This is a genomic window from Hymenobacter endophyticus, from assembly GCF_032464715.1.
Taxonomy (GTDB): Bacteria; Bacteroidota; Bacteroidia; order Cytophagales; family Hymenobacteraceae; genus Hymenobacter; species Hymenobacter endophyticus.
In genome coordinates this window covers 40,010-62,949 of sequence record NZ_JAWDJT010000017.1, presented here as the reverse complement: position 1 = coordinate 62,949, position 22,940 = coordinate 40,010, and the positions used below count along the sequence as shown (strand labels likewise).

Here is a 22,940-nt window from a genome sequence, read left to right as displayed (position 1 = left end):
CGGTGCGGACTGGCTTTGTATCTATTCATTTTCCTCTCTAGTTGCTTTTTGCCATGAAAATCGAGCAGTTTGAAGACAAGGGCCTGGCCCACTTTTCCTACGCCGTGCTCAGCGAGTGCGCCCGCGAAATCGTGCTCATCGACCCGGCCCGCGACCCGCAGCCGTACTACGATTTTGCCCGGGCCCACGAGGCCCGTATCGTGGCCGTTATCGAGACGCACCCGCACGCCGACTTCGTGAGTAGCCACCGGGAAATTGCCCAGACTACCGGGGCCGTTATCCGCGTCAGTAAGCTCGTGGGGGCCGATTATCCGCACCAAAGCTTTGATGAGGGCGACTCCTTCACCAGCGGTAAGCTCACTTTCCGGGCCCTGAATACGCCCGGCCACTCCCCCGATTCCATCAGCATCGTGCTCAGCCGCGAGGGGCAGGACGTGGCCGTTTTCACCGGCGACACGCTGTTTATCGGCGACGTGGGCCGGCCCGACCTGCGCGAGAAGGCCGGCAACCTCACGGCCCAGCGCGAGGAGCTGGCCCGGCAGATGTACCACTCCCTGCGCGACAAGCTCCTGCCCCTAGCCGATGCCGTGCTGGTGTACCCGGCCCACGGCGCGGGCAGCCTCTGCGGCAAGGCCCTGAGCGGGGCCAGCAGCAGCACCATCGGCGACGAGAAATTCGGCAACCCCATGCTGCGGGACATGAGCGAAGCAGACTTCGTACGGGAACTGCTGGCTGACCAGCCGTTTATCCCCAAATATTTCGGCTACGATATGGCCCTGAACAAAGCCGGTGCCCCGGCCTACGCGGCCGGCGTGCAGCAGGTGCCGCGCCTGGCAGCCGGGGCCGGTTTGCAGCCCGGCGCGGTGCTGGTGGATGCCCGGCCTGAGGCCGAATTCAAACAAGGCCACGCCGCAGGGGCGCTCAACATCCAGCAGGGCGGCAAATTCGAAACCTGGCTGGGCTCTATTGTGGGGCCCGAGGAGCGGTTTTACCTGATTGCCCCCGACGAGGCCACGCGGGAAGACCTGATCCGCAAAACGGCCAAAATCGGCTACGAAGCCCTGGCGCTGGGGGCACTGGTGGGCACGCCGGATACGGCGGCTACGCTGCCGCTACTGGATGTGGCGCAGTTCCGCCAGCACCCGGGGCAGTACACCATCGTGGATATCCGCTCGGCCACCGAGCACCGCGACGAGCCGCTGTTTGCCGGTTCGCTCAACATTCCGCTGCCCGAATTGCGCGAGCGGGCCTCGGAAGTTCCGGCAGACAAACCCATCGTGGTGCATTGCGCCGGCGGCTACCGCTCGGCGGCGGGCAGCAGTATCGTGGCCGCTGCGTTGCCCGAGGCTACCGTTTTCGATCTGGGCGAAGCCGTGAAGTCGTTTTTTTAAATCCTCCCTCCTTTTCTCTTGCCTGATGTTTGATTTCCTGAAGCCTAAGTCCGCCGCGTACCAGAATCTGAGTCCCGAGCAGTTTGCGGCAGCTTTGCGCCAGCCCGAGGCGCTGCTGCTGGATGTGCGGCGGCCCGAGGAGTTTGCCAGCGGGCACCTGCCCGGCGCCCTCAACGTGGAGGTTACCGCTCCCGATTTCGCCCGGCGCGTGGCCGCCTTCGACCACCGCCGGCCGGTGTACGTGTACTGCCGCAGCGGGGCCCGCTCGGCCACGGCTGCCCGGCAGCTCAGCGAAGCCGGCTTCCCGGCCGTGGCCCACTTGGTGGGCGGCGTCCTCGACTGGCCCGGCCAGCTGGTGCGCTAGAACAATGTAGAGACGCGACACTTCGCGTCTCGGCGCGTGCTGATGTTATTTACTGAGTGCGGTTCCGAGTCGTTCAACGGGTAGACGCGAAGTGTCGCGTCTACCCGTTGAACGACTTGTTTTCCTCTCTTATTTCCTTTCCAAGATGGATTCTTCCGCGGCCGATAAGGCACACTGGGAAAAGATATACGCCCACAAACAGCCCCAGGAGCTGAGCTGGACGCAGCCGGTGCCTGCTACCTCTTTGCAGTTTATCGAAGCCTTCAACCTACCGCCTGAGGCCCCGATTATTGACGTGGGCGGGGGCGACAGTCGGCTGGTGGATTACCTGCTGGCGGCCGGCTACCGCAACCTCACGGTGCTGGATATTTCCGGCGCGGCGCGGGCGCGGCAGCGGCTGGGCGCAGCCGCCCGGCATGTGCAGTGGGTGGAGGCTGATGTATGTGCCTTTGTGCCGTCCACCCGCTACGCCCTCTGGCACGACCGGGCCGCGTTTCACTTCCTGACCACTGCCCCCGAAATAGCCCACTATCTGCACCTGGCCCGCACCGCCGTAGAGCCCGAAGGCTTCCTGACGCTGGGCACGTTTTCGCCGGCCGGCCCGACTAAGTGCAGTGGCCTACCCATCCGCCAGTACAGCGAGGCCAGCCTCACGGCCGAGCTGCACACCGGCTTCCGGAAGCTGCGCTGCCTCACCGAGGACCACCACACGCCCTTCCGGACCACCCAGAACTTCCTGTTCTGCTCCTTTCAACGCCAGCCGGCTTTGGCGGCCTGATGTTTCTTCTCCCTGTTTTCCTGTTAATTATGCTTGATTTTCTTCGTCAGCCCTGGCCCTGGTACGTGGCCGGGCCACTCATTGGCCTCACGGTGCCGGCACTGTTGCTGGTTGGCAATAAGGCCCTGGGTATCAGCAGCTCGCTGCGCCACATCTGCGCCGCCTGCGTACCGGCCGGATTGCCGTTTCTCACCTACAACTGGCGCAAAGAGGCTTGGAACCTGTGGTTTGTGCTGGGCATTGCGTTGGGCGGCCTGCTGGGCTACCGCGTGCTGGGCCACCCCGAGGTCATTGCCATATCGGCGGCCACCGTGCGCGACCTGCAAGCCGAGCTGCACCTCACCGATTTTTCCGGCCTGCTGCCCCGGGAGCTGTTTGACCTGAACAATTTGGGTAACTGGCAGGGCTGGGTATTTATGGTACTGGGTGGCTTTCTGGTGGGCTTCGGCACGCGCTACGCCGGGGGCTGCACCTCGGGCCACGCTATTTCCGGCCTGTCCAACCTGCAATGGGTGTCACTGGTGGCCGTTATCGGCTTTTTTGCGGGTGGCCTACTCATGACCTGGGTGGTGTATCCGCTGTTGTTTTAATCCCGTCTGCTTTCCATGAAAAACCTCAAATACCTGGTGATGGGTACGCTGTTCGGCGTTATCCTAACCAAAAGCGAAGTAGTGAGCTGGTTCCGGATTCAGGAAATGTTCCGGTTTCAGAGCTTCCATATGTACGGCGTTATCGGCTCGGCCATTGTCGTCGGGATGCTGTCCATTCAGCTTATTAAACGCAACCGCCTGCGCACTATCAACGGCGAGGAAATCCGGCTGGCCGACAAGCAGTACAGCCACGGCGTCTGGCTGGGCGGGCTGCTATTTGGGCTGGGCTGGGCCATTACGGGCGCTTGCCCCGGGCCGCTTTTTGCGCAGCTGGGCAGCGGCGTACCGGCAGCGGCCGTCATGATTCTGGCAGCTCTGGCCGGCACTTGGACCTACAGCGCCCTGCGTGATAAACTACCGATGTAAGCCGGCGCATCGGGTAGGCGCAGGGCTTGTAAACTAACCGGCTCATTCGGTGGTTATATTCCCTATGAATTCCACTGACTCAACTTCCCTGGCTATACAACTCAGCGTGCTCGACCAGTCGCCGGTGCCGCTGGGGCGCACCCCGCGCGAGGCCTTGCAGCACACCGTGGAGTTGGCCCGCCTCACGGACCGGCTGGGCTTTACCCGCTTCTGGGTGTCGGAGCACCACAACACCCGTACCCTGGCCGGTTCCGCGCCCGAGGTGCTGCTGGCCCGCCTCGGGGCCGAAACCCCGCGCATCCGGCTGGGTTCGGGCGGCGTGATGCTGCCCCACTACTCGGCCCTGAAAGTGGCCGAGAACTTCCGCCTGCTGGAAGCCCTCTACCCCGGCCGTATTGACCTGGGCATAGGCCGCGCCCCCGGTACCGACCGGATTACGGCCCACGCCCTCAACCCCCATAATGCCTTCCGCGACGAAGACTTTGCCGAGCAACTCATGGACTTGCGGGCTTTCCTGCGGGACGAGGTGGTGGAAGATACCATTCATGCCAAGGTGAAAGCCGCGCCTTTTGTGGATACTGTGCCCGAAATGTGGCTGCTGAGCTCCAGCGGACAAAGTGGCTTGTTTGCGGCTCATGTGGGCGCGGCCTTCAGCTTTGCGCACTTCATCAACCCCAACGGCGGCCCCCGCATGGTGCAGACCTACCGGGAACGGTTCCGGCCCTCACCCGAGCTGGCCGTCCCGCAGGCCAACGTGGCCATCTTTGTGGCGTGCGCTGATACTGCTGGCCATGCCCAGGCTCTGGCCGATAACCTGGCCCTGCAGATGCTCAAGCTCGAAACTGGCCAGTTTACCCCCATTGAGGCCGTAGAAAAGGTGAACGTGCGCGGGCTTTCCGCCGATTTGCAAGCCCGGCTGGCCTATCATCACTCCCGCATTATTAGTGGCACCCCCGATAAGGTAAAGGCCGAAATTGACCAGCTGGCGGCCTCTTATGGGGTGGATGAAGTGGTAGCCGTAACCATCACCCACGATTACGACGACCGGCTTCGCTCCTACGAACTCCTGGCCGATGCTTTTGCCTTGCAGCCACAACTGCATCGGCAGGCTACGGTACCGGCATAAACAACTCTACTTACCCTACTAGCAAAAGCCCGGTCAACAGCCGGGCTTTTGCTAAATATACGCCCCCACCGAGGAGCTTAATCCAGTAATATATTGCTATTCAAATACATGCTGGTTAATATAGATTTTTTCTAAAGAACTGTTTTGAATCTATCTAAATAGAGCCGAGCTTTGCATTGTTTTAAATCAATCTAAACAAGCTTCCCTCGCTCTGATGGCCCGTCCACTACCGCTTCTACTCCTTCTCTCCCTCACAACTACCGCCCCCATCGTGTCTCAGGCTGCCGCCACGGAGCTGCGCCACGGCGACGATGATACGGCGCAGCGGGGCCGCCTGAGCGGGCGGGTACTGGATGAGAAGGGCCAGCCGGTGGAAGGCGTGACGGTGGCGCTGAAGGGCACAGCTTTTGGCACCATTACCAACACCGATGGCAGCTTCCGCCTATCTGCCCCGGCGGGTTCCTACCAGCTGGTAGTGAGCAGCTTGGGGTACGGCACCCAGGAAGTTACGGTGACCGTAACGGGGGGCGAAACCACCAGCGTACCGGCCTTCACGGTGCAGCAAAACCAGCAGCAGCTCAACGAAGTACGCGTAAACGGCAGCCGCAGCCTCAACGAGCGGCCCGTGGCCATCGGCAAGCTGCCCATTGCCCCGCTTGATTTGCCCCAGAGCACCTTCACTGTGGAGCGCCAGACGCTGGAGCAGCAGCAGGTACTGCGCGTGAGCGACGTGCTGGCCAACGTGAGCGGGGTGTACGTGAGCGGCAACACGGGCGGCTACCAGGAAGAAATTTCGGGCCGGGGCTTTGCCTTTGGCAGCAGCAACACCTTTAAAAATGGGGTGCGCTACAACAACAGCATTCTGCCCGAAACCAGCTCGTTGGAGCGGTTTGAAGTGCTGAAGGGCAGCAACGCTATCCTCTACGGCAACGTGGCCGCCGGCGGCGTGCTCAACCTGGTAACCAAGAAGCCCCGCTTTGAGCAGGGTGGCTCCGTGGGGATGCGCATAGGCAGCTACGACTTCTACAAGCCCACGCTGGATTTGTATGGGGCCGTAAATGGCAGTGAGCATGTAGCCTTCCGGGTAAATACCACCTACGAGAACAGCCGCAGCTTCCGCAACGAGGTAAAGGGGGAGCGGTTTTACGTGAACCCATCCTTGCTCTTCAAAATTGGCAGCAAGACTGATTTTCTGCTGGAAGGCGACTACCTGAAAGATAACCGCACCCCTGACTTCGGAATTGGGGCCATCAACTACCGCATTCCGGATGTGCCGCGCGGCCGTTTCCTGAACACCAGCTGGGCCAATATTGGTACGGAGCAGAAATCCACTACCGCCACCCTCACCCACCACCTCAACGACACCTGGCAGGTGCGCGGCGTGGCAGCCTACCAGGGCTTCAGTAACGATTTGCGCTCAGCCTCCCGCCCTAGCAACGTGCGCGACTCGGTGGACGTGTTCAGCGGGGTGGACAAGAATGGCAAACCCATCAAAATCCTCACCGGCAGCCCCGCGCTGTATGGCAACCAGGTGCGCAGCCTGCAGGCCAGTGAAACCAAGGAGGATTACTTCCTGGGCCAGCTGGACGTGACGGGCAAGGTGCAAACCGGCTTCCTGAAGCATACTGTGCTGGTAGGCATGGATGCCGATAAGTACAACACCCGCGCCATTGCCTACAACGCCATTGGCCGCTACGACTCCATCAACGTGTTTGAGCCAGAGCGCTACGTTGAAAACAACACCGTCCCGAACTTCACCCGCAACACCCGCACCTACTCGCCCATCCGGCGCGTGGGGGTGTACGTGCAGGACCTCATCGAAATTACCGAAAAGCTGAAGTTACTGGCTGGGGTGCGCTACAGCTACCAGGAAACCGGCACGTACCGCTTCACCCACGCCACAACGAGAACACCAGAGTCTTACAGCCGAACCAAACGCTACGATGACGCCTTCTCGCCCCGGCTGGGCCTAGTGTATCAGCCGCTGAAAACCATGTCGGTTTTCGCCTCCTACGCCAACTCCTTCAACACCAATGGCGGCGCGGATAACACCGGCGCGGCCCTGCCCCCATCCATCATCGACCAGTACGAGGTGGGCGTGAAAAACGAGCTGTTCAATGGTCTGCTCTCAGCTAACCTCACGGGCTACCGCATCGTGAACAGCAACCTGGCCCAAACGATTCTGGTGGATGCGCCCAATTACAACATCAACATGCCCGCGGCTCAGGAGCTGGCCGGGGAGGTTACCAGCAAGGGCGTGGAGCTGGACGTGCAGAGCAAGCCTATGCAGGGCTGGTCGCTCATCGGGGGCTACAGCTACAACCGCACTGCCTACACCGAAAGCAACATCTACACAATCGGCAGCCTGCTGCGCTACAACCCCAACCACACGGCCAACGCCAGCGTGTTCTACACCTTCGAGAACGGCCTGCTACACGGCCTGAACCTGGGCGTAACTACCCTCTACATCGGAGAACGGCAGGCTGGCCGCAGCACCCGGGGCAACGTGGTAAACGACAATTACCGCCTGATTCCGCTGCCGTCCTACACCCAGCTCGACGCCTCCATGGGCTACACCTATGACCGGCTGAGCCTGCGTCTGAAGCTCTCGAACGTGCTCAACAAGCTCAGCTACAACGTGCACGACGATAACAGCGTGAACCCCATTGCTCCGCGCCAGTTTGCGGCTACCGTGGGCTACCGCCTGTAAGTGAGGAAGTGAGTGAAATAGTACCTTAGTGAGTGAGGAAACCCGGAAGCAACTGGCTGCAACCAGAAGCTCCCGGGTTTTCCGCCAAGTTTCCGAACCGTGTTTTTCTGAGTTATGAAAGTCTTTTTCCGCAACATCCACCTCTACCTCAGCCTGGTTTCGGGGCTGATTATTGCCGTAGTGTGCCTGACCGGGGCCGTACTGGTATTTGAGAAGGACTTGGAACAGGCCTGGCACCCCGAGCGGTACTTTGTGCAGGCCTCCCCTACGGCCGCCCTGCCCCTGGCCCGTCTTCAGCAAGCCGTACTAGCCTATAAAGCCGACGCCAAAATTACGGGCGTTAAAGTATACGCCGACCCCACTCGTACCGTGGAGTTCAGCCTGGCCGGCGGCCCCGAGGGCGGCAAAAAGCCGGAAGCCGGCGAAGCCAAAGGTCTTCGCACCGAGCAAGCTCGCGGCTCCCGCCCGGAGGGGGGCCAGGAGGCACGCAACGGTGCAGACAAGGGGGAAAAAGGCCCGGAGGGTAAGGGTGGCAAAGGCGGCAAGGGTGGTGAAGGCGGCCGGGGCCCGGTCGTATTCGTGAACCCTTACACCGCCGCCGTAACCGGTGAGCTGAATTACCGTGAAACGTTCTTCTTCACCATGATGGCCCTGCACCGGGGCATGCTGGGTGGCCCCGTGGGCAAGCTCATCGTGGGCGTGAGCACGCTCCTGTTCCTGTTCATCATTGGCACTGGCCTTGTACTGTGGTGGCCCGCCACGCGCAAGGCCGTGAAGCAACGGCTCAAGGTAAAGTGGAACAGCGGCTGGAAGCGCCTCAACCACGATTTGCACATTGTGCTGGGCTTTTACGCGGCGCTGTTCCTGTTCGTGTTTGCGTTTACCGGCCTGGCCTGGTCGTTTGAGTGGTTCAACAAGGGCATCTTTGCGGTTACCAATTCGCCCATGGAGCGCCCCGAGCCCCCGGTTTCGGTGGTGCCCGCGGCTACAGCCGTAGCAACGGCCGCCCCGGCCGGCGCCCTTACTACCGATGCCGCCCTGACCCGCGCCCGGCAGTTGGCTCCCCAAGCCATTTCCTACGCCCTGCAGCTACCCAAAGACTCCACCGGCAGCATTCGGGTAGCTACGCTGCGGCCCAATGCCGTGTACGAAAACGCAACCGACGAAGTATTCCTCGACCAGTACTCGGGCCAGGTGCTACGGGAGCAAACCTACGAGCAGCGCAACCTGGGCCAGCGGGTGCGGGGGCTGTTCAAGCCTGTGCACACAGGTTCTATCTTCGGCTGGCCTTCCAAAATTATCAGCCTAGTGGTATGCGTGCTGGGCTTCACCTTCCCCATCACCGGCGTTATCATGTGGCTGAACCGCCTGAAAAAGGAGCGTAAGAAACTGCGGCGCGTAGCGGTGGCCTAATCCCGCGCGGTATTTAACCTTCCGGCTGCTGCTGCCGTACGTTTCTGAGGCGTCGGGCTACTTTTAGCCCGACGCTTTTATTTTGCCTCCTATGCCACAGCCCGTTTCCTCTCCTCTCACTTCCGCGCCCTTGCCACCCACCGAGAACCGCCTGGTGGCCCTGCTCCGGCGGGCGGGCCTGCTCGATTGGTTTCTGCTGGGGCTGGTGGGCGCGGTGGTACTGGCCTACTGGTTTCCGGAAGCGGGCAGCAAAACCAGCCCCATTCCCTGGAAAACCATTACCACGGCCGGCGTGGCGCTTATTTTCTTTTTCTACGGTCTGCGCCTGAGCCTGGATAAGCTCCGGGCTGGCTTGCGCAATTGGAAGCTTCACATCATAGTCCAGCTGATTACGTTTGTGGCGTTTCCGGTACTGGCCCTGGCGGTGCGGCCCTTGTTTGCTGGTGATAAGGGCGAGTTACTCTGGCAAAGCATTTTCTTCCTGTGTGCTCTGCCCAGCACGGTTTCCTCCTCGGTGGTAATGGTGAGTATGGCGCGCGGCAATCTGCCGGCCGCTATTTTCAATGCCAGCATCAGCAGCCTGCTCGGCATTGTGCTCACCCCGCTCTGGACAAGCTTGTTTCTGCACACCTCCGCCGACAGTGGCCACCTCTGGGGCCTGGCGCTCAGCCTCACCTGGCAGGTGATATTGCCAGTTGTAGCCGGGGTGCTGCTCAGCCGCCGCTTCGGGGCGTTTGCTGAGCAGCACAAAGGCAGCCTGCGCATCTCCGACCAGATTGTGATTTTGCTGATTGTGTTTACAGCTTTCTGTGAGTCGTTTGCGGAGGGCATTTTCCGCAGCTACGCCCCCACCGATGTGGCCTTGCTGGGCCTGGGCATGGTGGGTCTGTACATGGCCATTTTTGGGGTGGTATGGGGCATCAGCAATGTGCTGGGTTTCTCACGGGAAGACCGGATTACAGCCTTATTCTGCGGCTCCAAAAAATCGTTGGTGCACGGCAGCGTAATGGCGAGCCTGTTGTTTCCAGGTATGGCCGCTACGGGTTTGCTACTCTTGCCGTTGATGCTCTACCACGCCCTGCAAATTATTCTGGCCAGTATGATGGCCCAACACATGGGCCGTCAGGCAGAGGCAAAATCCTAATTCAGCTATGCCGGGTTCTGCTTCTTCTACGCCCTTGAGTAGGGCGCTATCAGGCCCAAGGCCGAGCGGGTGCAGGTAGCGGCTGGGGTTGCACAAATTGAGGTATTCCGGTATGACTGGTTTATCTTTGAATTTGCATCCCTCTTCCCGCGTGTATTTCCCGGCATGAAAAAACTTCTTCTCGGTTTCGCTCTATTTTTTACCACTGCCGTTTCTATGCAGGCGCAAACACCTACTCAGAGAGTGTATGCGGCCGTTATGAAAAACCAGGCGGTGGCGCTTGAAACCCTACTGGCGGCCGGGGCTGATGCCAATACCACGGTTGAAATGATGCCCGGCTTTCCAACCACTTTTCTGTTCTTGGCTGCTGAAAATGGCCATTTGGAGGTGGTCAAAACGCTGCTCAAGCACAAAGCCCAAATAGATAAAGCGGACTCCTTTGGCATGACGCCCTTAATGGCCGCGGCGGCCAAAGGCAACCTGGCAATAGTGCAGGTCCTGCTAACCAGCGGCGCCAACCCCAAAGCTAAGGACAAAGACGGCAAAGACGTGCTGACCAACGCCAAGGAAGGCGGCAACGCCGACGTAGTCAAGCTGATTCAGAGCAGACAATAGATTTTGTACTCTGCACGCGCGCAGCAGGCCCGGTAAAACCACCGGGCCTGCTGCGTTTAAGACCATTAGCGGACGCTGCGCTAAAAGGTTACCACATGGTTATATATATATAATACTATTCAATGGCCGCGCGAAGAGGCCCGCCGCACGGCATTTTCTGCGCGGTACTATTTCGGTGGGGAACTAAGTGCCAGGGCTTTAGGCTTTGTGCTGCCGAAACATATCTACACAACTACATGCTTGACTTACAACTGACTAGCGCCGGTTTCTTTGAAATATCCGGGCCAGTTGAGCCCCAGCAAGCTGGCAGCACCTACGTGCGGCCCCGCCGCACCGAAACGGTACGCATTTTTATTCCGGCCGGCACAAGTGAAGTAGAGGTATATGCCGGCACCTTGCGCAACAGCCGCCTGGTGTTTCAAGGGCCAGTGGAGCAGGCACTTAGCTTGCCGTGGCTGCTCCCGCTATCAAACTAGCAGCCTGGTTTTTGGATAGTTGGTGGCGCAGCAGACGCACAATGAGGCCCGTCCAGCCGGTTTGGTGGCTGGCCCCCAGGCCCCGGCCCGTGTCGCCGTGGAAGTACTCATGAAACAGCAGATAGTCGCGGAAGTGGGGGTCAGTCTGCAGCAGCTCATCGTTGGCGAAGGCGGGGCGGCGGCCGGCTGAGTCCTTGAGGAACAGCTTGGTTAGCCGGCCCGACAACGCATCGGCAATTTCCTGGAGCGTGAGGCGCTGCCCGGAGCCCGTGGGGTACTCTACCCGGAAGGAGTCGCCGTAGTAGCTATGAAAGCGCTGCAAGGACTCAATGATGAGGTAGTTGATAGGAAACCAAATGGGGCCGCGCCAGTTGCTGTTGCCCCCAAACATGCTGCTCTCGGCCTCGCCAGGCACGTACTGCACGGTAAAGTCGGTATCGACGGTACTATACACGTAGGGGTTTTCCAGGTGGTAGCGCGACATAGCCCGGATGCCGAAATCAGATAGAAACTCCTGCTCATCCAGCATGCGCTTGAGCAGGTGGCGCAGGCGGCTACGGCGCAGCAGACTCAGCAAGTGGCGGGCACCTTTACCCTGCTCCTGCCAGCGAGCTACCAGCTGGGCCAGATGCGGACGGTTTTCGAGCAGCCAGCGGGCCCGCTCCGTAAACTCGGGTAAGGAGTTGAGCAACTCCTCATCAATGACCTCCACGGCAAATAGTGGAATCAGGCCCACGATGGAGCGCACGCGCAGCTTGGTGCGGGCGTCGTCGGGGGTGTGCAGCACGTCGTAATAGAACTGGTCTTCCTCATCCCAGAGGTTAAACTGTCCGTCGCCGCCCCGGGTCATGGCATCGGCAATGTAGAGGAAGTGCTCGAAGAACTTGCCGGCCATTTCCTGGTACACAGGGTTATGGCTGGCCAGCTCCATGGCCATGCGCATCATGTTCAGGGCAAACATGGCCATCCAGCTGGTGCCGTCGCTCTGCTCAATATGGCCGCCGGTGGGCAGCGGGGCACTCCTGTCAAACACGCCAATATTATCCAGCCCCAAAAAGCCGCCCTCGAAGATGTTCCGCTCACTCTTGTCCTTGCGGTTTACCCACCAGGTGAAGTTCAGACTAAGCTTATGGAAGACCGCCTCCAAGAAGGCCGTATCACCCTGGTTATCGCGCAGTTTCTTATCCATCTGGTACACGCGCCAGGTGGCCCAGGCGTGCACGGGCGGGTTCACGTCGTTCAGGTTCCACTCATAGGCCGGCAGCTGCCCGCTGGGGTGCATGTACCAGTCGCGGCAGAGCAGGCGCAGCTGATCCTTGGCAAAATCGGCGTCTACCATGGCCAGCGGAATACAGTGGAAGGCCAAGTCCCAGGCCGCGTACCAGGGGTACTCCCACTTATCGGGCATGGAAATAATGTCCTGGTTGTGCAGGTGGCGCCAGTTGCTGTTGCGGCCCTTGCGGCGGCGGCCCGGCAGGCGAGGCAGCGCGGGGTCACCGTCCAGCCACTGGGTTACATCATAGTAGTAAAACTGCTTGCTCCAGAGCATGCCGGCAAAGGCCTGGCGCTGCACGTTGCACACATCGGCTGAGGGTGGCAGCTCCTGCTGCATACACTCGTAGAACCCGTCGGCCTCCTGCACGCGGGCCGCCATCACCTGCCCGAAATCGGCAAAGGGCTCGGCCAGCTCCTGTTGGCTAAGGCGCAGGCGCACCACCCGGGCCTCACCGGGGGCAATTTCCAGGGGGTGGTGGGCGGCCATCTTGGTACCGCCCCGGTTCGGGTTAACGGCCGTCACGTCGCCTTCCACCACGTAATCATTGATGCCGTCCTTGTAATAGCGGCCCGTGCCGGTGGGCCCAAATGGGTCGCCGGTGCGGTGGTAGTTGGTATTGTTGTCGCAGAAAAGTAGAGCGGCGGGCTCGTCGCAGTACACGTGGTAGCGGCCCAGGGCAGCGTGGTCGGCGGTGGCGGCAGCGGGGCCGGTGGCCCGCAGCATAGGTGCCGCGTCGCTGGCCGCATGCCCCCAGGCCCAGGTATTCCGAAACCACAAGGTGGGCAGAATGTGCAAGGGCGCCGCCTCGGGGCCCCGGTTATGCGCCGTTATCTGCAGTAAAATATCATCAGGGCCAGCTTTAGCGTATTCAATGAATACATCGAAATAGCGGCTCTCAGCGAAGATGCCCGTGTCAAGCAGCTCAAACTCGGGCTCCAGGCGGGTGCGGGCGGCATTTTCCCGGCGCAGTTCCTCATACGGAAACTCCTGCTGCGGATACTTGTACAGCATCTTCATGTAGGAGTGGGAGGGCGTGCTGTCGAGGTAATAGTACAGCTCTTTCACGTCCTCGCCGTGGTTGCCCTGCCCATTGGTGAGGCCGAACAGCCGCTCCTTCAGCATCTCATCCTGCCCGTTCCAGAGAGCCACGCTCAGGCACAGGTGCTGCTGGTCGTCGGAGATGCCGCCCAGCCCCTCCTCGCCCCAGCGGTAGGCCACGCTGCGGGCCAAATCGTGGGGCAGGAAGTTCCAGGCGTTGCCATCGGGGCTGTAATCCTCGCGCACCGTACCCCACTGGCGCTCCGTGAGGTAGGGGCCAAATTTCTTCCAACGAGCCTCACCGGTTTGGTGCTGAGCTAAGCGTACTTGTTCCTGCGTCATACCATTAGGGGGAATTATCCCAGCCCAAAGGTACGCGCTTGGGCGCACAGAGTTGGCCCGACCGGTTGTGGGTTTGCCTGCAGGCAGCGGATTCAGCCCGAAAACAGTCAAATCCCGACCATAAGAATCGGTGATGCACACGGTGTAGCGACCCACAACTCCGTAGCCCCCCGTTACACAACCCCCACCTTTCTCCTGTCATTCTGAGCTGGCGAAGGACCTTATGACGTTGCAACAGCTAGTTCAGGCGCGACAAGGTCCTTCGCCAGCTCAGGATGACAGATGTTTTCATCTTTCTAAACGGTTTCAACCTCAGCAACGAGGAGACGCGAATACGCGTCTCTGCATCGTGCTGCCTACTTGGCGGCTTCGATTTCGGCTACGGCAGCGGTTACCTGCCGGGCTACCAGGGTGGAGTGGGGGCGCTTGGCCTGCTGCTGCTCAATCTGGCGGAGCAGGCCGATGAGGCGGGAGGCATCAATGTAGGGCTTGTAGCGCACCGTCAGGTCTTTGATGCGGGTGATGCCTTCGGTCAGGACCGTGGGGTCGTCGAGGCGGCCCATCATGTCGCCGAGGCCGGCCAGCATGTCGAACTGGCTGTTGGGCTCGGCAGCGTCGTACTTGCTTCGCATCAGGGGCCACTCGGCGGCGCTGCCGGCTTTCCCATACACTTGCACCAGCGCCACCGTCAGCCCGCCTTTATTATCGGCCTCGAAGGCTTTGGCGCGGGCCAGCGCCTGCGCGGGTTGCAGCGGCAGCAGCCCGCGCAGCGCGGCCCCCTGCACCCGATACGAAGAATGGGCCAGGGCTTTCGTGAACAGAGGTGCATACTGCTTATCCTGCACCGAGCCCAGGGCCAGGAGGGCTGCCGCCCGCACTTGCGCCGAGGCATCGGTGGCGGCCAACCGGGCCAGAACCGGCGCGGCGGCCTTGCGCAAAGCAGCATTTTGGAGGTCGAGGGCCTCAATAGCAAACTGGCGCAGCACCGGAGAAGCATCGGTGAGGCCGGCCGTCAGCAGCTGCCGGGCTACGGGCTCCGAGGATGGCGTTTTCAACTGGCTCTGAGCGGCAGCCAAGGCTTCACGCCGGTCGAGGTAGCGGGGGGCGAGGCGCAGCTGGGCGGCGTACTCGGTGAGGGGCTTGTTGTCGGTTTTCTGCCACAGCAGCACCTTGTCGGCATCCACGTTTACCAGCTCCGGCTTGCTGGCGGCCGGAAAGCGGAAGGTTTCGGTGGCTTGGCGCATCATTATCTGGTGGCGCTGAGGCTTACCGCTCACGTACACATCCACGGCAATGGGCAGTTGGAAGGGCGTACCGGGCTGGGTCTGTTTAATGGTCACGGTCTGCTCCTGCCGGCCGGCGTCGTAGGCGTAGTCGATGCTGACGACGGGGTGGCCGGCACGGTAGTACCACTGGTTGAAAAACCAGTTCAGATCCTGGCCTGAGGCCTGCTCCAGGGCCAGCCGCAGCTGGGGCGGCTCCCCGGTCCCGAAGGCGTTTTGCGTCAGGTAGGTTTTCAGGCCGCTGAAGAATACCTCCTCGCCCAAGTAGGTGCGCAGCATGTTCAGAATGCTGCCGCCCTTCTGGTAGCTCACGGCGTCAAACAGGTCCTCCTTGTCGGCGTACTGGTAGCGGGCCAACTGCTGCGAGTGGTTGGCGGGGTTGCCGAGGTAGTTGCGCAGACTGCGGTAGGCCTGGGCCGCGCCGGCATCGGGGCCGTATTCGTGCTCGGCCCAGAGCACCTCCGAGAAGTTGGCGAAACTCTCGTTCACGGTCAGGTTGCTCCAGCTTTCGGCCGTCACGTAGTCGCCAAACCAGTGGTGAAACAGCTCGTGGGCCACTTCCCGCTCCACCAGCGTGTAGTCCCAGTCGGCCACCTCCCGGGCCGAGCCCTGGGCATGGGGCCCGAACAAGGAGGCCGTGGTATTCTCCATGGCCCCGCTCACGTAGTCGCGCACCACCACCTGAGCGTACTTATTCCACGGATACACTACCCCCAACCGCGCAGAAAAGAACTCCAGCATGCGCGGCGTCTTACCGAAAATGGCCTGAGTCTGGCCCGCGTACTGGGGCTCCAGGTAGTAGCTTACTTCCTTGCCGCGCCAGGTTTCGGTGGTTTTGCGAAAACTGCCCACGGCCAGCATAAACAGGTAGGGCGCGTGGGGTTGGTCCATCTTCCAGGTATCGGTGCGCAGGCCGGGGCCGGCGGGCGTCTGACTTACCAGGGCGCCGTTGCTAAGCGTGACGTACTTAGCGGGTACCGTCAGGCTGATTTCGGAAGTGGTTTTCTGGTTGGGCTTGTCGATGGTGGGAAACCAGGCCGAATTGGACTCCGTTTCGCCCTGGGTCCAGATTTGCACCGGCTTACCGGCCACAGCGCTGTCGGGGTTGATGAAGTACAGTCCCTTGGCCCCGCCAATGGCGGCGCTGCCTTTAATGTCCAGCTCGTCGGGCTTGGCCGTGTACTCGATATAAACCGTGTACGCCTCGCCTGCCGGCACCAGGCGCCCCAGCTGAATCAGGAGCTTGCGCTGGTTGTAGGCGTATTTGAGCGGCTTCGTTTCATTGTTCTGCACCAGGTTCACTGCCTTGATATCCATACCCTTGGCATCCAGCCGTAGGGAGTCGGTGGCGTAGCTGTGGGGCTTGAGCGTTACCCATTCCTTGCCGTAGGCGTAGCGCTTGGCATAGTCGAAACGCAGGTCCAGCCGGGTATGCACCAAGTCGTTGACTTTGCGCTCCGTGGCGCGGTAGGTGGTAGCGGCAGTTTGGGCGGTGGCAGCCGTGGTGGCCGCAGTCAGGCTAATAGTCAGCAGAAGGATATGGCGCATAGAGGACGCAAGGTAGAAAACTTGCGCTCCGACAGATGCAGCCTGATTGCCGAGCGTTGCCTGGGGTACGGCAGAACGTAAATCACAGAACGTCATGCTGAGCTTGCCGAAGTATCTCTGTATCTGGCTAATCGACTACTGCAATGAAGCAGTAGAGATGCTTCGACTACGCCTCCAGCTTTGCTCAGCATGACGTTCTGTAGTGTCCGAAATCAGCAAGCCCCCTACCCTACCACAAACGTGCGCATGCTCAGGCCGCCGTACTCTACGGCTTCGTAGGCGTGGCGGATGTCGTCGTCGGGTTCGGCGAGGGCCAGGCTATAGAGCAGCGGAATGTAGTGGTCGGGGGTGGGCACGGCCAGCGGGCCGCTGGCGCCGGCCTGCTGGTAGTGGGCCAGCGCGTGCAGGTCGCGCTGGTTGATTTTGGCTTTGGCCCACTCGTCAAACTCCGAGGCCCAGGCGTAGGGCGTGGGGTCATCGGCCATGAGCTTGGGCATGCTCTGGCGCAGGTTGTGCACAATGTTGCCGCTACCCAGAATCAGGACGCCCCGGCGCCGCAGAAACTGCAGCTGCCGGGCCAGCTCGGCGTGGTACGTCAGCGGCTGGTGGTAGCTGATGCTGAGCTGGAACACCGGAATGTCGGCCTCGGGGAAAACGTGGTGCAGCACCGTCCAGGTGCCGTGGTCGAGGCCCCACTCGTCGGTAGGATGAGCATCGGGCAGGGCCTGCAGTACCTCGCGGGCCACGTCGGGGGCGCCGGGCGCGGGGTACTGCATGGCAAACAGCTCCTGTGGAAAGCCGCCGAAGTCGTGGATGGTTTCGGGCCGCTCGTTTACGGCCACGAAGGTGCCACGCGTGAGCCAGTGCGCCGACACCACCAGCACCGCCCGCGGCGGCTGCCGGTCGCGAATGTCCAGGCCCAGCCGGTGCAGCGTTTGGGTGAAGGCGTTATCGGCCAGCGCGTTCATCGGGGAGCCGTGCCCGACAAACAGCACGGGCATTTTGACGGTGGTCTGGAAGCTGCTGGCAGTTTTGTGGAGGTCTTGCAGAGAGTTCATAGCGGTAGCAATGGGCAGCGTGCCAAGTAGTTGAAGAAAATGACGGCGCTGCATGGGGTTATTGAGTGAAGTGTGAAGCAGCTGAATCATCATGCTTTGCTTTCAACTCTGCATGACGTTCTTACTCTTACTCATTCTCAACAGCAAAACTAGCGGGCGGCGCATCACGCTTCCTTGATGTGGGATAAGAAAAGTACGCAGCCCCCGAAGTAGCCATTGGCTTATCCTCACCCTTTGTTCATTGTTAACCGCTAGTTTATTATGCACTATTCATGCATTTTTTTGCACAAAATTAACAGGTGGTATGTAGCTTTAGAGAAACCTATGGCCAGTGCATTTTTTGGCAATACACAGCCCTTCGGCTTCGTTGAATAAACAGGATAGCCGGCACCTTTCCTGTTGCCAATTGCTTATCTATCTGCCCCCTGACCCGCGCCTCTATGCCCACAGAGCTACCACCGCCTGCTCCCGTATTTCTGCCGAACACTGCCCCACCCGGCCAAACCTGCCGCTGGCGGGCCCGCCCGACAGCCGGGTGGCTCCTGCCGCTGCTACTGCTGCTACTGACGGTTGTTTCCGCCCTGGGCCAGGGTACCCCGCCCCCAGAGTGCAGCCAGGACGAGAAGTTTGCCAATACTTGGTACTTCGGGCACAAAGCGGGCCTTGATTTCAACCAAGCCACTGATTCCATCCCGCCCACAGTACTCACCGATGGCCGGATGACGGCTCCCTTTGGCTCCGGGGTGATGTCGGATGGTAACGGCCGGCTGCTGTTTTACACCAACGGCGACACCATCTGGAACCGGGACCACTCCATTATGGGCACGGGCCTAGGCGGCACGCCCCGCTCCACCGATGGAGCCCTGGCCGTGAAGAAGCCTGGCAGCTTTATTTCCCAAACTGCCCCCACGCGCTACTACGTATTCGCCCTCAACGACACGATTGGCCTGTGCTACTCAGAAATTGAAATTCCCGCCGGCGGAGGCGCGGGCACCATCATCAGCCGCAACAACCTGCTGGCCCGCGGCACGGCCCACAAGCTGACGGGCGTATTCCACAAGAACGGCTGCGACATCTGGATTATCGCCCACGGCTGGGGCAGCGCCAAAACCGGCAATAACAACCGGGGCGACGCCTTTCTAGCCTACCGAATAACAATTAATGGAGTACTGCCAGTAGTTAACGGAAACCCTAATCCAGTAATTTCTTCTGTCGGCTCCTTGCACGCGCCCAACGTAGCCAGGCAAGGCTACCGGGGCCAGATGAAAGTGACGCCCGACGGCCGGCAACTAGCTCTAGCCCGCTTCAGTGAAGTGGCCGGGGACAGCTCCAGCACGGTGGAATTATTCAGTTTCGATACCAACACGGGCGAGGTTTCGGCCAGTGCTCAGACGCCTTTTATCGTGGACAGCAAGGAAGGTAGCTACTACGGTGTGGAATTTTCGCCCAGCCAAAGCCGGCTGTTTGCCACTGTGCTGAACCCGGCCAAGCTGCTGCAGTTTGATTTGCGGACGACGAACGTTCCGGCTAGCAAAATCAGCGTTCCACTCAAGCAAATGCCACCTGCTAACCTGGGCTCCATGCAGGCCGCTCCCGATGGCAAGATTTACGTAGCCCGCGAAAACCAACCAGCCCTGGGCTTCATCCCCAAGCCCGATACCTTCCCCGACTCGGTGGGGTTTGCGGTGGATTTTGTGGAGGATAGCCTGCTGCTGAATGGGCGGCGGAGTGGGCTGGGGCTGCCCAACTTCAACCAAAGCTCCTTGCTGCGGGTAGGCTTTCAGGCGGAGCTGACGGCTTGCCGAACGGTGAAGTTTCAGGCCCCGCCCATTGATTTTGATATCGAATCTTACGAATGGACCTTCGGCGACGGCACCACCTCCACCGACGCCAACCCGGTACACACCTACGCTCAGCCCGGTGACTACACCGTAAAGCTGCGCATCACCACCGACTGCTTCTGCCGCGAAAGTCAAGGGCTGTTCAGGGTGCCGGGACTGCCGGAACCAGGCAGTATTGCCGCCGACCAGGCCGTGTGCGCGGGCACTACGCCAGCCCCGTTCGCCAGTACTGCCCCAGCCATCGGCGACCCTATTCTGCAGATCAGGTACCAGTGGGAATCGTCAACGGATAATGCTACCTGGGCGGACGTTGCGGGGGCCACCGGGTCGACGTACCAGCCCGGTAACTCCCTACCAGCGGGCACCTACTATTTCCGGCGGCGCGTGCAACTGCTGCTTTCCAACGGAAATCCGTACTGTGACCCGACGTTTACCGCCTCCGTACGGCTTACGGTTACGCTGGCCCTGGTGGCGGGCAGTATTGCCGCCGACCAGACAGTATGCGCCGGTAGTACGGCCGCTCCCCTTACCAGCAGTGCCTCCGCTACCGGCGGCAACGGCACCTTTGCCTACCAGTGGCAATCATCAACGGATAACAGTACCTGGAGCACTATTGGCGGAGCGACTGGAGAAACATACGCGCCGGGCACGCTGACGGCCACTACCCTGTTCCGTCGCTTGGTCAGCTCCGGGCCCTGCACGGCCATATCGAACACTGCAATCATCACCGTGGCCCCCGCCCTGGCTGCCGGCACTATTGCCGCCAACCAGGCCGTGTGCAACGGAGCTGCGCCCAACCCGCTCACCAGCATCACACCAGCTTTGGGCGGGCCGGGGCCGGTGGCGTACCAATGGGAGTCCTCGGTTGACAATTCAACCTGGACGGCCATTTCGGGGGCTGCCAACGCCGATTATACACCCGGTCCGTTGACGGCTACGACCTACTTCCGCCGCCGGGCCATTTCGGGGGCTTGCGGGCCGGTTTACTCGAATGTAGTTACGCTGACAGTGGCTCCGGTACTCACAGCTGGCAGTATTGCCGCCGACCAGACGCTATGCTCAGGCGCTATACCAGCCCCGCTTACCAGTTCCACCGATGCAGCCGGGGGCGCGGGAGCAGTAACGTATCAGTGGGAATCGTCGGTCGATAACACTACCTGGGCCACCTTGCCAGGTGCAACTAGTGCAACGTATACTCCGGGGCCCCTGACGGCTACTACTTATTTCCGCCGTAGCGCAACAACCGGAAACTGCGGACCGGTGTATTCCAACGTAGTAAAGTTGACCGCACTGCCCACTCTCACGGCCGGCAGTATTGCCGCCGACCAGACCATTTGTAACGGAGCTACACCCGCCCCACTGACTAGCAGCGCAGGAGCTGGCGGGGGCACGGGCACCTTCGCTTATCAGTGGGAATCATCCTCGGATAACGTGAGTTGGACGGCTATTGGCGGGGCAACGAGCGACACGTATACTCCCGGCCCGCTGACCCGCACTACCTACTTCCGCCGCCGCGTAGCCTCGGGCGGTTGCGGACCGGAGTACACGGCCTCGGTGGTTATCACCGTAGCCCCGGCCCTGACGGCAGGTAGCATTGGTACCAACCAGACACTGTGCTCCGGCGCAACACCAGCGCCTCTATCAAGTGGCGGGGCGGCCACGGGGGGAATTGTTTCGGTAACATATCAATGGGAATCCTCGGCTGACAACAGTTCCTGGACACCTGTTTCGGGAGCAACGGATGCAACCTACGCTCCGGGTCCACTTAACGCTACCACCTACTTCCGCCGCCGAGCCACGGCCGGGGCCTGTGGGCCGGTGTACTCGAACGTGGTGACCCTAACGGTAACGCCAGCCGTGGTAGCCGGCAGCATCGGACAAGACCAAACCGTGTGCCCAGGTGCGGCTCCGGTTCCACTTGCCAGCACCACCAGTGCTACCGGCGGCACGGGCAGCTACACCTATCAGTGGGAATCTTCCCCGGATAACACCACCTGGACCACCATTTCGGGAGCTAATGGGGCCACGTACGCTCCGGGGTCCCTCACGGCTACTACCTATGTCCGCCGTCGGGTAATTTCCGGCAGCTGCGGACCGGAGTACTCCAACGTGGTAACCCTGACGGTGCTGCCTGCCCTCACAGCGGGCACCATTACCGCCGACCAGGATATTTGCGCCGGTACTTCTCCTACCCCGCTTACCGGCGGCGGGGCTACTGGGGGCACGGGCACCTATGGCTATCAATGGGAGTCATCCCTGGATAACAGTACCTGGGCGGCTGTTAGTGGGGCCAACGACGCAACCTACGCGCCCGGACCCCTGACTGCTACCACCTACTTCCGCCGCCGCGTAACCTCGGGCACGGGCACCTGCGCTACGGCCATTTCCAACGTAGTAACGGTACGGGTGCAGCCCCGCGTGACGCCCACCGTAACGCTGGCTTCCCCGCCCGTGGAGTGCCCCGGTACTCCGCTCACCTTTACGGCCGTGGCCGCCAACGCGGGCCCCACGCCTGCTTTTCAGTGGTTTGTAAACAACGTGGCCGTAGCCAGCGGCCCTACTTTCACCAGCAGCACCCTCGTTACCGGCGACCAAGTACGGGTGGAAGTAACGCCCTCACCGGGCCTGTGCAGCACGGGCCCGGCCGTGGCCACGGTTACCGTCACGCGTACACCTACTCCTGCACCCACCCTAAGCATTGCGGTGCAGCCGGGTGACCCCGTGTGCCTAGGGGCTCCGCTCACGTTCAGTATTGCCAGCATAACCGGGGCCGGCCCCGCGCCCCAGTATCAGTGGCAAGTGAATGGCGCTGATGTGGTAGGGGCCACGGGTCCGGTGTTTACCAGCACTACCCTGCGCGAAGGGCAGTTGGTAACGCTCCGCCTGCGCACCACTAACACCTGTGCCCAGCCCGTCACGGCCATTTCCAATGCCATTGCCGTGCGCATTCAGCCGCCCGTTAACGTGGATGCTGGTCCCGACAAGGAAGTTCTGGCCGGCAATTCCGTGACGCTGGAAGGCCGCGCCGATGGTCGCTACTCCGTACGCTGGACCCCCTCCCAGACGCTGCGCTTCTCCGGTGACTCACTGAAGCCCATAGCCTCGCCCACCGTTACTACTACCTATACTCTCTCGGCCGGGAGCGGGGGGTGCGCTGATTCTGACGAGGTAACGGTGGTGGTGCGCCCGCCCATCCGAATTCCGAACGCCTTCACGCCTAATGGTGACGGCCGCGACGATACCTGGCAGATTGAGTTCATCGAGCAGTTCCCCGACAACACCGTGACGGTGTTCAACCGCTGGGGCACCAAGATTTTCTCCGCCAACAACTACGGCCGGGCCAATGAGTGGCGCGGCGACATCAACGGCCAACCCGCCCCGGTGGGCACTTACTACTACGTCGTCGTCACGAAAGGACCTTTGGGTAGGTCCTACAGCGGGTCGATTACGATTCTGTATTAACTGAGCGGGCCGACCGCGCACCCCGCGTGGCCAGTCCGCCATCCTTCTCCTATCGACAG

The 22,940-nt window shown here is 61.0% G+C and carries 15 protein-coding genes; 12 read left to right on the top strand and 3 right to left on the bottom strand.

Annotated elements, in window-relative coordinates:
- The first annotated feature begins 53 nt into the window (after positions 1 to 53).
- The 11 genes from ROI90_RS19875 to ROI90_RS19825 all read left to right on the top strand — a co-directional run bounded on the left by ROI90_RS19875 (position 54) and on the right by ROI90_RS19825 (position 11,033).
- A complete protein-coding gene (locus tag ROI90_RS19875) occupies positions 54 to 1,391 on the top strand; it encodes an MBL fold metallo-hydrolase (RefSeq protein WP_316000033.1) in 1,338 nt (445 codons plus the stop codon).
- Between the two features lie 25 nt (positions 1,392 to 1,416).
- The gene (locus ROI90_RS19870; protein ID WP_316000032.1) at positions 1,417 to 1,755 is read left to right on the top strand and encodes a rhodanese-like domain-containing protein; all 339 of its coding nucleotides are present in this window, start codon (positions 1,417 to 1,419) and stop codon (positions 1,753 to 1,755) included.
- Between the two features lie 145 nt (positions 1,756 to 1,900).
- Positions 1,901 to 2,533, top strand: coding sequence for a class I SAM-dependent methyltransferase (locus ROI90_RS19865; RefSeq protein WP_316000031.1), 633 nt, complete (start codon positions 1,901 to 1,903; stop codon positions 2,531 to 2,533).
- Between the two features lie 29 nt (positions 2,534 to 2,562).
- Positions 2,563 to 3,123 (top strand): YeeE/YedE family protein, encoded by a 561-nt coding sequence (locus ROI90_RS19860; RefSeq protein WP_316000030.1) that lies wholly within the window; start codon positions 2,563 to 2,565, stop codon positions 3,121 to 3,123.
- 15 nt (positions 3,124 to 3,138) lie between these two features.
- Positions 3,139 to 3,549, top strand: coding sequence for a DUF6691 family protein (locus tag ROI90_RS19855; protein WP_316000029.1), 411 nt, complete (start codon positions 3,139 to 3,141; stop codon positions 3,547 to 3,549).
- 64 nt (positions 3,550 to 3,613) lie between these two features.
- Positions 3,614 to 4,675 carry an LLM class flavin-dependent oxidoreductase gene (locus ROI90_RS19850; protein ID WP_316000028.1) on the top strand — a complete coding sequence of 354 codons (1,062 nt, stop codon included), beginning with the start codon at positions 3,614 to 3,616 and terminating at the stop codon, positions 4,673 to 4,675.
- A 214-nt stretch (positions 4,676 to 4,889) separates the two neighbouring features.
- A complete protein-coding gene (locus tag ROI90_RS19845) occupies positions 4,890 to 7,385 on the top strand; it encodes a TonB-dependent receptor (protein WP_316000027.1) in 2,496 nt (831 codons plus the stop codon).
- Between the two features lie 114 nt (positions 7,386 to 7,499).
- Positions 7,500 to 8,798, top strand: coding sequence for a PepSY-associated TM helix domain-containing protein (locus ROI90_RS19840; RefSeq protein WP_316000026.1), 1,299 nt, complete (start codon positions 7,500 to 7,502; stop codon positions 8,796 to 8,798).
- 91 nt (positions 8,799 to 8,889) lie between these two features.
- Positions 8,890 to 9,942, top strand: a complete 1,053-nt coding sequence (locus ROI90_RS19835; RefSeq protein ID WP_316000025.1) for a bile acid:sodium symporter family protein — start codon at positions 8,890 to 8,892, stop codon at positions 9,940 to 9,942.
- A 69-nt stretch (positions 9,943 to 10,011) separates the two neighbouring features.
- Positions 10,012 to 10,557 (top strand): ankyrin repeat domain-containing protein, encoded by a 546-nt coding sequence (locus tag ROI90_RS19830; protein WP_316000024.1) that lies wholly within the window; start codon positions 10,012 to 10,014, stop codon positions 10,555 to 10,557.
- A gap of 236 nt (positions 10,558 to 10,793) precedes the next feature.
- Positions 10,794 to 11,033: a hypothetical protein gene (locus ROI90_RS19825; protein WP_316000023.1), complete on the top strand. Its 240-nt coding sequence runs from the start codon at positions 10,794 to 10,796 to the stop codon at positions 11,031 to 11,033.
- On the opposite strand, the gene ROI90_RS19820 is transcribed toward ROI90_RS19825, so the two are convergent.
- From ROI90_RS19820 to ygiD, 3 genes are all read right to left on the bottom strand, one after another.
- Positions 10,999 to 13,689, bottom strand: coding sequence for an MGH1-like glycoside hydrolase domain-containing protein (locus tag ROI90_RS19820; RefSeq protein WP_316000022.1), 2,691 nt, complete (start codon positions 13,687 to 13,689; stop codon positions 10,999 to 11,001). The genes ROI90_RS19825 and ROI90_RS19820 overlap by 35 nt on opposite strands.
- A 356-nt stretch (positions 13,690 to 14,045) precedes the next feature.
- Positions 14,046 to 16,520, bottom strand: a complete 2,475-nt coding sequence (locus ROI90_RS19815; RefSeq protein ID WP_316000021.1) for a M1 family aminopeptidase — start codon at positions 16,518 to 16,520, stop codon at positions 14,046 to 14,048.
- Between the two features lie 224 nt (positions 16,521 to 16,744).
- The gene (gene ygiD / locus ROI90_RS19810) at positions 16,745 to 17,578 is read right to left on the bottom strand and encodes a 4,5-DOPA-extradiol-dioxygenase (RefSeq protein ID WP_316000020.1); all 834 of its coding nucleotides are present in this window, start codon (positions 17,576 to 17,578) and stop codon (positions 16,745 to 16,747) included.
- Between the two features lie 440 nt (positions 17,579 to 18,018).
- Here ygiD and ROI90_RS19805 point away from each other — a divergent pair, with 440 nt between their 5' ends.
- The gene (locus tag ROI90_RS19805; protein WP_316000019.1) at positions 18,019 to 22,881 is read left to right on the top strand and encodes a T9SS type B sorting domain-containing protein; all 4,863 of its coding nucleotides are present in this window, start codon (positions 18,019 to 18,021) and stop codon (positions 22,879 to 22,881) included.
- Positions 22,882 to 22,940 lie beyond the last annotated feature (59 nt).